At 50.8% G+C, this 12,482-nt stretch carries 10 protein-coding genes; 1 reads left to right on the top strand and 9 read right to left on the bottom strand.

Going from position 1 to position 12,482, the window contains the following annotated elements; all coding sequences use genetic code 11:
• Positions 1–27: 27 nt before the first annotated feature.
• The 9 genes from ASF12_RS32160 to ASF12_RS32120 all read right to left on the bottom strand — a co-directional run bounded on the left by ASF12_RS32160 (position 28) and on the right by ASF12_RS32120 (position 11,398).
• Entirely contained in the window at positions 28–2,559 is a 2,532-nt protein-coding gene (locus ASF12_RS32160) for a beta-mannosidase (RefSeq protein WP_056043441.1), read from the bottom strand.
• 158 nt (positions 2,560–2,717) lie between these two features.
• Positions 2,718–4,049, bottom strand: a complete 1,332-nt coding sequence (locus ASF12_RS32155; RefSeq protein WP_056043437.1) for an ABC transporter substrate-binding protein — start codon at positions 4,047–4,049, stop codon at positions 2,718–2,720.
• 64 nt (positions 4,050–4,113) lie between these two features.
• A complete protein-coding gene (locus ASF12_RS32150) occupies positions 4,114–4,947 on the bottom strand; it encodes a carbohydrate ABC transporter permease (RefSeq protein ID WP_056043433.1) in 834 nt (277 codons plus the stop codon).
• Positions 4,944–5,861, bottom strand: a complete 918-nt coding sequence (locus ASF12_RS32145) for a carbohydrate ABC transporter permease (RefSeq protein ID WP_056043430.1) — start codon at positions 5,859–5,861, stop codon at positions 4,944–4,946. Before ASF12_RS32145 ends, ASF12_RS32150 begins: the two co-directional genes overlap by 4 nt.
• 290 nt (positions 5,862–6,151) lie before the next feature.
• Positions 6,152–7,207, bottom strand: a complete 1,056-nt coding sequence (locus tag ASF12_RS32140) for a substrate-binding domain-containing protein (RefSeq protein ID WP_081419170.1) — start codon at positions 7,205–7,207, stop codon at positions 6,152–6,154.
• Positions 7,208–7,329: 122 nt separating this feature from the next.
• On the bottom strand, positions 7,330–8,841 hold the full coding sequence (locus tag ASF12_RS32135) for an alpha-glucosidase/alpha-galactosidase (protein WP_056043429.1): 1,512 nt from the start codon (positions 8,839–8,841) through the stop codon (positions 7,330–7,332).
• Between the two features lie 160 nt (positions 8,842–9,001).
• Positions 9,002–9,880 carry an AraC family transcriptional regulator gene (locus ASF12_RS32130; RefSeq protein WP_056043427.1) on the bottom strand — a complete coding sequence of 293 codons (879 nt, stop codon included), beginning with the start codon at positions 9,878–9,880 and terminating at the stop codon, positions 9,002–9,004.
• A gap of 38 nt (positions 9,881–9,918) precedes the next feature.
• Positions 9,919–10,665, bottom strand: coding sequence for an ABC transporter permease (locus tag ASF12_RS32125; RefSeq protein WP_056043424.1), 747 nt, complete (start codon positions 10,663–10,665; stop codon positions 9,919–9,921).
• Complete coding sequence (locus tag ASF12_RS32120) at positions 10,658–11,398, bottom strand: ABC transporter ATP-binding protein (RefSeq protein ID WP_235533349.1); 741 nt, start codon at positions 11,396–11,398, stop codon at positions 10,658–10,660. The genes ASF12_RS32125 and ASF12_RS32120 overlap by 8 nt, the downstream gene beginning before the upstream one ends.
• A gap of 277 nt (positions 11,399–11,675) precedes the next feature.
• On the opposite strand from ASF12_RS32120, the gene ASF12_RS32115 reads away from it, so the two are divergent.
• Positions 11,676–12,407 carry a response regulator transcription factor gene (locus tag ASF12_RS32115; protein ID WP_056043421.1) on the top strand — a complete coding sequence of 244 codons (732 nt, stop codon included), beginning with the start codon at positions 11,676–11,678 and terminating at the stop codon, positions 12,405–12,407.
• Positions 12,408–12,482: the final 75 nt, after the last annotated feature.

Genomic DNA, 12,482 nt, shown 5'->3' with positions numbered 1-12,482 from the left:
CGTGTCCTCCACTATCGTTATATAAGTTTAAATAAAATGTAATTCAGCCTTGTCAGCGTTGAGAGCTGACACTTCCAGAGTCTCGTATTGCAGCGGCTGTCCGTCTGCCTGCTGCATGGCGACCGTGACCGCTTCACCCGGCAGCAGGTCAAAATAATTATCGCTGAAGCGAACGTTGCCCTGCTTCACATCGAGTTTCACAAGTCGCGCTGCTCCGCCCGAAGCGGCTACTGTAACCGTCTGCTCCTGCTTATTAAACGTTGCAGCAAGGGTGCTCTGCGGCAAGCTCAGCTCCAGATGGTCGCGCAAATAATAATAATTGTCCGGCGCGTCCCACTGCGGGGCAGACAGCTTCACGATAACCCGCTCCGGCATAGCACCGTTTAGCACTTCAAGCTCCGTCAGCTCGCCAATTTGAACCGCCTTGTTCGGCGGCAGGCTGACGTCAAAGCTCTGCTCATACCTCAAGCTGCCATCAAGCGCATAACACTGGAACAGCACCTTGCCCTCATACGCTTCCAGCCGGTCATTGACCGCCCATACGCGAAGCGGCTGTCCTGGCTCATAATCGAGCGACAGAAGGAGCGGATGATAGAACTTTTTCGCATAATAAAAAGAAGCCTTCGGCAGCAGCTCATAGTCAATCAGCGACCAGCTCGTACCCGGCCAGCTGTCATTATGCTGCCAGACAAGCGATCCGCTCGTGCGGTGCTTATTGCGCCTGTAATGCTCAATGCCATATTTTAAGCCTTCCGCCTGCGTGAGCATGGAGAAGTTCATATATTCTTCAATATTTTGCGGAATGCCCGTATAGCCTTCCATGAGCAAAATGCCCTTCTGATGGTTCGTATCCTTGTTGCGATGAGCCATCTCTACGCTGCCCCAATAAAATTCGCCTTCCGGGATATAGCGCTCCAGCGTATAGCGGTTAGCAGATGCGTGCATGCCAAACTCGCTGCTGAACAGGGTGAAATCTTTTTTATAATTTTTGAACGTGACGCCTTCAATGCTGTAATCAAGCAGCGGCGCCTCGCCGAATTTTCGCGGGTACACCGAACCATGCCATACTTGCCAATTGTGGCGGTCGCCGACGTCAGGGTCGTTCGCATCATTGCCGCCATAAGGCGACGACGGCCAATACGGCCTGCTGCTGTCATACTGCTCCAGCACTTCCGGCAGCAGCTCATGGTAGATGCTCTCGCCATAGAAGGGACAAGTAATATCCCCGCCAGCCGACTTCATGTCATACAGCCAGTCAATTTCGTTGTTGCCGCACCATAAAGCAAGCGACGGATGATTGCGCAAACGCTTCACATTATCGATTGCTTCCTGCTTCACATTTTCCATGAAATTACGGTTGAAATCTGGAAAAAGCGCGTTCGCAAAGGCAAAATCCTGCCAGACGAGCACACCAAGACGGTCGCATTCCTCGTAAAAAATATCCTTCTCATAGATGCCACCAGCCCAAATGCGCAGCATATTCATATTGGAATTGACAGCCAGCTCGATTAGATCGGTGTAGCGCTTATCCTTCACCGCTCCAATAAAGCTGTCTGCCGGAATCCAGTTGGAGCCTTTGGCGAACAGCTTGATGCCGTTCAGCAGGAAGGCAAAAGCGGGCTTTCCAGCTTCATCCTCCAGCTGCAGCTCAATCGTCCGAATGCCGCAGGGCTTGCGATAGCTGTCAACCTGCTCACCGTCCGCAAGCAGCTGCACCTCAAGCTCATACAAATACGGCTCGCCAAGATCATGCGACCACCACAGCTGCGGCTGCTTTACTGCCAGCTCTGCCGCTGTCTCGCTTCCTCCTTTTACGGAAAGCGCTGCGGATGCCGCAATCTCTCCCTCTCTCGTAAACAGCCTGATTTCAGCAGTCAGCTGCGCCTGCTTGTGATAGGCAACCGTATCGACTGCTACCTTCAGAACCGCTTCTTCCTTGCCAGCCGATAACGTTTGAACGAATACGCTGCCCAGCTTAGCTGCGCGCCTGCGCTCCAGACGAACGCTGCCCCAAATACCGACAGTGACCATTCTTGGCCCCCAGTCCCAGCCGAAGTTCATCGCCGCTTTGCGCAGCCATGGACGTTCCTTCGTATAGGAGGACCACTGGAACTGCTCCTTATCCTGATGATGCAGATGCAGCGGGTCAAAACGGACGGCAATGGCGTTTTTGCCCGGGCGCACAACCTTCGTCACATCAAAAGCATAAATGCGGTGCATATTTTCCGCTGTCCCTATTTCCAGTCCATTGACGAATATCGTTGCAAAGGTATCCAAGCCTTCAAAAATCAGCTCATGCCGCTCCCCTTGGCCCTCATGGACCTCATAGTCGAACTGCGCACGATACCACCACTCCTTCTGCTCGATCCAGCGGCATTTGATGTCGTTATGCCCAAAATAGGGATGCTCAATAATCCGCCGATCAATCAGTGTGGAATGCACATCTCCGGGAACCTTCGCCGTCATCCAAAAACGGTCGTCAAGTCCAGGTGCCGCCACCTGAAGAGGAGGCTTCTCCCCTACTTCAAAATGCTGCAATCGCCACTCCGTTATTTTCATATGGCTCTCCTCCTCCAATTTATCTCTATATGTGTGTTGAAAAAGAATACGTTAAGCGCGAAGAAGACCCGCCTCCAATCGCTTGCGATTTTTCAGCCGGGCCTTCTCCGCGCTATGACTTTTTCGCCGCACTTTTTAATATTTTCGTGAAGCTATACTTACTTGTTCAGCTTCGCTTCTGCATCTTTCCCTTTATCGAGCAGCGTTTGATAAGCCTCTTCCAATGTTGCTTGGCCAAACATAACCGCTTCCATTTCGGATTTGTAGGTTTTTACGAAGTCCTCCGCACCTGCAGGAGCTGGATAGAAAGGCAATGCTTTCGGTTTTGCCGCTTCAAGCAGCTCTTTAGCAAACAAGTCTCCGGACGCAAGCGTCGGCTCGAGCTCTTTGAACACCTCTTCGTTGATTGGAATACCGCGTGTCAAGCCGAGTGTCTTGCCGGATTCTTTGTCGGCCACGAACCACTTAATGAACGCTTTCGCCTGCTCCTTGCTAGCCGAGCCTTCGCTCACAGACAAGAAAATCGTCGATTGCGCCCAGCCGCCTCCAGCTTCGCCGATCGGAATGCTGTTCACCCCAAGCTTGCCAGGGAGCAATGATTCAATGACACTTGCCGAGCCGACAGATGCGGTTCTCAGCATAACTTTGCCTGAAGCCATCGAATCGAGCTGCGGATCATTTTCCTTAAAGGAAAGCTGCTGGTCCGCCGCAGGCACGATGCCATCTTTGCGGAAGTCCGCATAAATTTGCTGGAACTTCATCCAAGTATCTTTATCGAGATTAAACGTTGTACCATCTTTGAAGATCGGCCCTTTGCCTTGGGAGGTTTGGTAATATTGATAAAATTCCCAAATGTTCGTCATGTCGTCAATGCCGTATTGGCCCTTCGGCAGCTTCTCATGCGCTTCTTTCGCATAGGCGAAGAAGTCGTCCCATGACCAATTGTTCGTCGGAAGCTTGACACCCGCCGCTTCCAGCGCCTCTTTATTGTAGACGATGCCTTGTCCGTTATAGCTGAGAGGAATGCCGTACACCTTGCCGCCAATTTTAATATTTTCCAATACCTGCGGATCAACGACACCTGTCAAATCGATATCGGACAGATCAGCTAGCAGGCCGCGTTTCGCATAGCCTTGAATGTAAGCCGCATCCATTTGCAGCACGTCTGGCAGCGTGTTCGATGCCGCGAGCGTCGGCAGCTTTTCCCAATAACCGTCCCAAGCTGTATACTCAGGCGCAAACGTCACGTTCGGGTTCTTGGACGTATACAGCTCCAAATCCTTAAGCGTGGCATCATGCCTTGCCTGCGAGCCCCACCACATCACCTTCAGCTTTGCCGCAGCATCCGCATTTCCAGCAGACGAAGCCGCTGGCGCAGTGCTTGCTGTAGCTGAGCTGCCGCCGCTGTTAGAGCCACAGCCGGAAAGAACGAGGGGAACCGAAATCAGAGTAACGGGAAGCCATTTCAACCATTTTCTTTGTGTTTTCATACGTAGAACACTCCCTCTTTTATATAAATATAGTGAAGCCGCTAGTTAAAACCCTTTTGACGCTTTACCCTTTGATGCCCGTAGTCGCGATACCCTCTACGAAATGCTTTTGGGCGACGAAGAACAAAATCGCTGACGGGACGACAGACAATAGAGACATCGCAAGCAATTGCCCCCACTGGACCTCGAATTGGTCAATGAACATCCGCAGCGCGAGGCCAACCGTAAATTTCTCGACTGAGCTGAGGTAAAGCAGCTGCGAGAAGAAGTCATCCCAGCTCCACAGGAAGGTGAAAATCCCTACGGTGACGAGCGCCGGCTTAATAAGCGGAGCGATGATGCGAAAGAAAATGCCGTATACCGATGCGCCATCAATTTGCGCCGCTTCATCAAGCTCACGCGGAATGCCCCGCACGAACTGGACGACCAGGAAGACGAAGAAGGCGCCGCCGCCGAAGAAATGCGGGAGGACAAGCGGAACGTAACTGTCAGTGAACCCTAGCTTGTTGAACAATATATATTGCGGCACGACGGTTACCTGAGCCGGCAGCATCATCGTGAGCAGCAATATCGAAAACCAGAAGTTGCGAAGCTTGAAGTTCAAACGTCCAAAACCGTAGCCAACGAGCGCAGCTGTAGCAACGCCGCCTATGACATTCCACACTTCCATCATTAAGGTGTTGGCGAAGAAAGTGGCAAAGGTGAACTGTGGCGAGAAATTCCAGCCATTCGTATAGTTTTCCCACATGAAAACGGTTGGCCATAGCGACGGCTCCCCAAGCTCAGCCGTGCTTTTGAAAGATGCCCCGACCCACCAAATCACCGGATAAAGCATAAGCAGCGAGAACGGGAGCAAAATCAAATGGCTGCGAAATGCAGCTAGCTTTTCTGATCTCATTTGGATTTCCCCCCATCCGATTCGTAAAATACCCAATATTTCGATACTAGGAAGTTAATTGCCGTAAAGGCCGCGATAATGACGAGCAATATCCAGGCAAGTGCTGATGCATAACCCATCTCATACTGCTTGAATGCCTTCTCGTATAGGAACAGCACGTACATATAGGTCCCGTTCGCCGGGCCGCCCTGTGTTATGACGAATGCCGAGGTAAACATTTGGAAGGCATTGATAATGCCCAGCACGAGGTTGAAGAACATAACAGGCGAGAGCATCGGAATCGTAATTTTGAAAAACTGGCGAAGCTTGCTCGCTCCATCGACGGAAGCCGATTCATAAAGGTCTTTCGGAATTTGCTTAAGGCCGGCTAGAAAAATAACCATCGTTGATCCAAATTGCCAAGCGTTCAGCAAGATCAATGTACCTAGTGCCGTATCTGGATTAGATATCCAGCCAATTCCTTCAATGCCGAACCAGCTAAGCACATGATTGACGTAGCCATCTAGGCCGAACATGTTTCTCCACAATGCAGATACCGCGATGCTGCCGCCGATTAGCGATGGAAAATAAATCGCCGTCCGGTACCAGTTGAGGCCTCTTACCTTCTTGTTAAGTAAAAGCGCAACCATTAGCGAGAAAAACAGTTTAATCGGAACGGCAAGCAAAACGAAGGTAAAGGTGACCGTTAGCGATTTTACAAACAGCCGATCTTTCGTAAAGATGCTCTCGTAATTATCCGTTCCGGTCCACGTTGGTGAATCCAGCAGCGAATAATCGGTGAAAGACAAGTAGAACGATTGTAAAATCGGCCACAGCGTCAGCAGCAGAAAGCCGATCAGCCAAGGGGAGATAAATACGTAGCCAGCAATATCGTGCCCCGTAATTTTCCAGCGGCTTTGTTTTTTATTAAGCATGGCAAGACCTCTTTTCAGCGCGGGATAAATGGTCGAACTTTGTTGAACCCTGTATATCGTAAACCAATAGTAGTATGAAAGCGTAAACATTGTCAACCTAAATTTTTGTTATTGTTATGTTTACAATAAATAATAAAAGTTTACTTAAAGCGTTTACAACAATAACAAATAGAAAAACTCAGTCTATTGCACAAAAAAGACGGTTATGCGAGAATCGTTCCCCGCCAACCGTCTTACTGAAGCTATTTTCGCTTTGCTGAGCTATAACTAAAAACCTAACAAATACATTTCTACTTATTTACAGGATCGCCTACACTCTCCCGTATAATTAAATCGCTTTGCAGCAAAATTTTCGCATAGGGCATATGCCCATTTTCCAGCCGCCATTGCAGAAGTTCAACGGCCTTAATGCCAAGCGCCTCTTTCTCTGCATTTACCGTCGTAATGATTGGCGTTTCGCCTAATATTTCAAGATTGTTGTCAAAGCCCGTTAAGGAGCATTGCTCGGGAACCTGCTTGCCAAGCTGCTGCAGTGCGTTCATTGCGAGCAGGGCAATTTGGTCATTCGCACATACGAATGCAGTTGGAAAATGGCTCGCCTCCAGCTCTTTGAGACTGGCTTGCAGCAAATTCAGATTATGCGCATCCAACGTCGGTTTTACTTTAAGCAAGCCCTCGCTTGGCACATAGTCAAGCCGGCTCTCGTCCATAACCGAGCGGAAGCCGCTCCAGCGGTCAATAAAGCTGCGGGAATAGCCAAGCTCCCCGATAAATTGAATCCGGGTATGGCCTTTGCCGAGCAAAAACTTGACCAGCTTGCGAATAATATCATAATTGTTCATAAAGATGCTGTCGCATTCCAGCAGCTCATCCTCATGGTCAACTAAAATAAACGGAATCGCCTTGTTGCGCAGCTCAACCAGCATCGGCGTGGCGATCAAACCAACACCAATAATGCCCATTAAGCCTTCAGGCTTCATGACGAGGTTGAAATTTCGCGGCGAATCATCGGAAATGAGGACGGAGCCAAGCCCCTTCGCCTCCAAGCATTTGGAAATGCCGTCAAGCACTTTGCCCCAATAGCCCGATTCCTGATTTTGGCTGCGAATATTCGGAATGAGAATGCCGACGATTTGATGCTCTTCCTCGTCCGTCTGCTTGCTGCTTACCGTTTTTTTGGCGCTTTTCTGATTCATGTAGCCGAGCTGCGAGGCCATTTCAAATATTTTGCTGCGCGTAACGGCGCTAATGCCCGATTTTCCCGATAAAGCTTTGGATACCGCATATTTAGATACGCCTACCCGATCCGCTATTTCCTGCATCGTAATCTTTTTTTGCTTCCCCACGGCCAATCACTCCAAGTCCAAACAGCTGTAGTCAACTCGTATTTTGTAAACCAAACAATTTATTGTTTATCATAACAAATCCACTCCTCCCTGTACACAAGCTAAAATATAGGAATATTTTACTATTCAGTGGCTGCGGCGGCTGGGCGATCGATCGCCTTATCCGACTCGCCCGCATTGCGGCTCGCTTCCTTGCGGTTGCTCTGCATTTCTTCGACCGATTTTGTTTTCAGACGAGCGGCACCTTCATAGCTGCGTACCGGAATGGCAAGGCCATTTTCCAGACGTTTTTTCGCGGCAGCAATCGCCTCTCCATATTGCGGAAGCCATTGCTCCTGGGCAACAAGCATTTCATCGACCATTTGCCAAATCTCATTCGGATTGCACACCGCTCCGACCAGCGGGTCCATCATCATCGCTTGGCGCAGCAGCTTGTCATCGCCCTGAATGGCCGCTTCTACGGCCAGACGCTGAACGGAAATGCTGACATTGCAAACAGCCGCGCAGCCGAGCGGCAAATCGCCAACATGCGGCATGCTGATGCCGTTGCGATCCGCGTAGCCCGGCGCTTCAATAATGGCATCATCCGGCAAATTGGAAATAACGCCATTGTTGACGACGTTGAAGTGGCCTCGGTACACCCGTCCCGTCTCCAGCCCCTCGATAATATACGAGCCATGCTCCTGGCCGCGATGCTCCTTGGTGTACGCTTTCGGTTCTTCCTTCATCCAGTTCGGGAAGTCCGTCTCAAACCAGTTGCGCCCTTCCGTACATACGCGCAAGTAGCCGCCCGTTTCTCCATTAATCCACGTTCCAAGGTCGATCCAGTCGCGAATTTCCTCCGGACGCTTGCGGTACCAAGGCACATATTCGCTCAAATGGCCGTTTGATTCGGTGCTGTAATAGCCGAAGCGGCGCAGCATATCGATGCGGACCTTCTCTGTTTTGCTGAATTCCGGATGCTGTTCAAATGCCTCCAGCAGCTTGCCTGTCATATCCTCGCCATTATGTTTAATTTGCACATACCACGTCTGATGGTTGATTCCTGCACAAATAATGTCTACTTCTTCACGCGGCAGGCCCAATACTTCGGCAATTTGCGCATGTCCGCCTTGAACGCCATGGCACAGGCCAATCGTCCGTACGCCGCCATATTTATTGCATGCCCATGTAAGCATCGCCATTGGGTTAGCATAGTTCATCAGCAAGCAGTTCGGCTCCGCCACCTCGCGAATATCTTTGCAAATATTCATCATTTCGGCAATGCCCCGCTGTCCATACATGATGCCGCCTGCACAAATGGTATCGCCCACGCATTGGTCAATGCCGTATTTGAGCGGGATGTCGACATCGGTCTGAAAAGCTTCCAGGCCACCGACACGAATCGTTACAAAAATGTAACGTGCATCCTTCAATGCTTCCCGGCGATCGGTCGTAGGCTCGATTTCAATCGCAAGGCCATTTTCATGAATATCCCGTTGGCAAAGCTGGGTAACCATATCGAGATTTTGCGGATTAATATCCTGAAACGCAACTTTGATGTTGTTGAACTCTGGAACGGTCAGCAAATCACGCAGCAATCCCCTAGTAAAACCAATACTTCCTGCTCCAATAAACGCAACTTTAAATGACATTGATTAACGCCTCCAATGGCTTGCAATATAGTAGTGAACAATACGCTAATTGTAGCACCAGCAACGTGGAGGCGTTTGCACAATTGTAACTTCTATTTTGCTTTCTTGTATAAAATCCTAACTATATAAGATGAATGATCGACTAGATAAGTACGCCATCTCAGCGCTCCACTTCCTTGCGCACAGCGCGGCGATAAGCGAGCGGCGTCTCATTCGTATATTTTTTGAAAAGGGTACTGAAATATTGGCTGCTGTTGACGCCGACATAATGGCAAATATCGCTGACCGGAATATCGGTCTGCTCCAGCAGCATCCTCCCCTTCTCCATCCGAAAACGCATCACATAATCCATAACCGAGCAGCCCGTTCCCGCTTTAAATATGCGGTGAAAATACCCCGGATGCAGCCTTACAGCCGCCGCAATATCCTTGACCTGAATGTCGCGGTCATAATTTTGCTGAATATAGGCGATGCTCTCTCCCACATAAAACTCCGCCGCATCATGCGACTGGCTTGAGGTTTCCTGTGCCAGCCTGCCGATCTGCACGAGCAGCTGCGTCAGCTGAAGCGCTGTGAGAAGCTGCTCCGCGCGCCGCTTGCCGTCCAGCTCCAGCACGAGTGCCTTCAGCATTTGATACACATTGCTCGGATCGTAAAGCAGCAAATAATCATGCTTCACTGCGAACAGCTCCGCGAGCGCACGGTCAGTCTCCGCCAGCCGCTTAAGGGAAGGTAGCCCCACACCGGTATGGCTAAAAATAAATTCAACATTGAGCATCCGGCATGCCGTGCCCTGAGCGACGTGAAGACGGTGGGCGACCATCGAGTCGATGACGATGAAATGCCCTTTTTCCATCGGAATGGATTTATTGAGCAGCTCTACCGTACAATCGCCCGATATCACATACATAATTTCCACTGCGCTATGCTGATGATAAGCCATTTCGAAGCCATTCCACTCCTTAAAATAATAGGCTACCACTCGCGGATACTGCTCGGCCTGCATCAATTGCCCCTGAAAAATGCCTCGTCTTTCCACTTCATCGTCCCTCCTCTAATTGAACGCCTTCCAAGCTGCTACAGCAGCCTGCCGTTATCTTTAGCGAACCACAGCCGCATCGTCAACATGCTGAGCACAATAGACGTCAGCGACGATGAAGCCGACATCGCAAAGACGATTAAAATTTGATAACGCACCGCCTCAATCGGGTCTGCCCCGGCGACGATCATCCCTGTCATCATGCCTGGCAGCTGCACGAGGCCGACCGTCTTCATACCGTCCAGCGTCGGAATGAGACTGGAGCGCACGGCCCGGCGCACCGCTTGGCGAATCGCCTGCTTCGTCGTCGCTCCAAGTGCCAGCAGCGTCTCAATCTCGCCCCTCGACGCCTCAAGCTCGCGTTTCATATGGTTCAAGTAGAGGCCGCATACAATCATGGAGCTGCCGATAATCATCCCGCTGACCGGAATGATATAACGTGGCTCAGCCTCAATAATGCGGAGCGAGAGCAGGAGTGCGAGCGTTACCGCCTCCGTGCCTGCTAATGCCAGCGCAATGCGCAGCCGAATGCCCTTAACCGGCAATGCGCGGGAGCCGGCATTCCACGACGCCACCGTAATCATCGAAATAATAATGAGCACAATAAAAATCGGATGATTCGTTTCAAAAATAAAATGAAGCAAAAAACCGATAAACAGCAGCTGAACAGCGGAGCGGATCGTGCCAGTAATGATTTCCTTCTCTAAGCCAAGCTTCTGCTTCATCGAGATAAATGTCGTTATGGCGACGAATACTAGCGTGCAGGCGAGCGCAATATTATTCATGCTGGTCATCCCCCTGCTCTGGCGCATGCTGACTGTCTAAAAAGCTGCGCGCCTGCTCCGACCCGGGATTGGTGAAAAAAGCTTCCGTAGCGCTTTGCTCCAGCAGCCTGCCCTCCGCCATAAACCAGATACGCTCGCTTACTTGCCGCGCCTGCTCCAGATCATGGGTAATCCAGATGAACGCCGTGCCTTCCTCTGAGCACCATTCGCTTAGAAACAGCTCCACCTGCCGCTTGCTTTTCGGATCAAGCGATGACGTCGTCTCATCAAGCAGCAGCAGCGGCGAACGGAGCAATAAGGCCCGCGCGAGCGCCGTACGCTGCTTCTCGCCGCCGGATAAGCTTTCCGCCTCCTTGCTCCATTCGATATGCCCAAGGCCAACGCCCTCCATGCAGCGCCTTGCCAGCTCTTCCTCGAAGGGCTTCCCTTGCAGCTCGCTGACCGCGCGCAAGTTGTGCTCGACCGATCCCAGCAGCATAATCGGCGTCTGTGCCACGTAACACACGCTGCGCCGCCACTCCTCGGGTCTCCACTCGATGCTTGTCCGTCCTTGGAGCATAAGCTCTCCCGCATCCAGCTCACCTAGCAGCGATACGATGCGCAGCAGCGTGCTTTTGCCCTGACCGGATGTGCCTAGCAGCGCAATACGCTCCCCAGCCTGCACCTGCGCTGTAATCCCTTCAAAAAGCCATTCGGGATTTTTTCTATATTTTGATACGTTATTCAATGTCAATAACGGGGCCACCTGTCTCTCTCCTTCATCCGTAACCTGCATTCCACCATTATACTCTGCTCCCCGCCTGCTCGAAAGAGGACAGCCTGACAGCAGTTGGGAGCAGCAGCTCCGCTGTATCCGCTCTCATAGGCAATTGTGTCTTTTTCGCGACTATCCTTCGGGTATTGTGACAAGAAACAGTGGTTTTATTATTGACAACAATGGGGATCGCATGTAATGATAATGATAATTGTTATCAGTAATGAATTAAAAGATAAAGATGAGGTGTTGAGCCATGGCATTTCAGCAACCATATAGCATTTTGATTGTTGATGATGAGGAGCATATCCGCAAGCTGCTCAAGTTATTTTTGAAAAAAGAAGGCTGGATCGTCGAAGAAGCTTCGGACGGCATCAACGGCTTGTTCAAGGCGATGCAATACAATTATTCGATGATTTTACTCGATCGTAATTTGCCGGGAATGGACGGGCTTGAATTTTGCCGCGAGCTTAAGAAGAAAAAATCGACGCCCGTCATTATGCTTTCCGCCTGTGGCGAAGAGGATGACCGGCTCGACGGCTTCCAAGCCGGCTCCGACGATTATGTCGTTAAGCCATTCAGCCCGCGCGAGCTAATGTACCGCATTAAGGCGATCATCCGCCGCACCTCGGAGTTTGCTTATCGCGCCTTGCAGCGCAAGCAGACGCCCGATCTCACGCTGTCAGGACTCGTCTTCGATTATGATTCGCGGCAAGTCATTGCCGGAAACAGCAAGGTGAAGCTGACGTTCCGCGAATATGAGCTGCTGCGCTTTATGGCAGCCAACATCAATCAGCCCATTTCCCGCGAAGATTTAATGCGGCGAATTTGGGGCTATCAATCGCTCGGCGATTACCGGACGATCGATACGCATGTAAAGCGGATCAGAGAGAAGCTGAACCGCGTCCACCCCGAATCTGCCTCCTTGATTCAGACGGTATGGGGCATTGGCTATTGCCTGATGAATCCTGCGGCAGAGACCATTTAAGCGGGCGGCTGAAGCAGGCAGGCAAAAACATCCCCTCCTAATGGCATGCTTTTGCCTGCCTGTTGTGGCACGCCG

Source organism: Paenibacillus sp. Leaf72 (genome assembly GCF_001422685.1).
Taxonomy (GTDB): Bacteria; Bacillota; Bacilli; order Paenibacillales; family Paenibacillaceae; genus Pristimantibacillus.
Note: the sequence above shows the minus strand (reverse complement) of the source record. Positions and strands in the feature narration are given on the sequence as shown.

What these genes read in the sequence shown, in the direction of transcription:
- ASF12_RS32135 (WP_056043429.1), bottom strand. Translation starts at nt 8,841, where the DNA reads ATGTCATTTAAAGTTGCGTTTATTGGAGCAGGAAGTATTGGTTTTACT.
- ASF12_RS32160 (WP_056043441.1), bottom strand. Translation starts at nt 2,559, where the DNA reads ATGAAAATAACGGAGTGGCGATTGCAGCATTTTGAAGTAGGGGAGAAG.
- ASF12_RS32145 (WP_056043430.1), bottom strand. Translation starts at nt 5,861, where the DNA reads ATGCTTAATAAAAAACAAAGCCGCTGGAAAATTACGGGGCACGATATT.
- ASF12_RS32115 (WP_056043421.1), top strand. Translation starts at nt 11,676, where the DNA reads ATGGCATTTCAGCAACCATATAGCATTTTGATTGTTGATGATGAGGAG.
- ASF12_RS32155 (WP_056043437.1), bottom strand. Translation starts at nt 4,049, where the DNA reads ATGAAAACACAAAGAAAATGGTTGAAATGGCTTCCCGTTACTCTGATT.
- ASF12_RS32150 (WP_056043433.1), bottom strand. Translation starts at nt 4,947, where the DNA reads ATGAGATCAGAAAAGCTAGCTGCATTTCGCAGCCATTTGATTTTGCTC.
- ASF12_RS32125 (WP_056043424.1), bottom strand. Translation starts at nt 10,665, where the DNA reads ATGAATAATATTGCGCTCGCCTGCACGCTAGTATTCGTCGCCATAACG.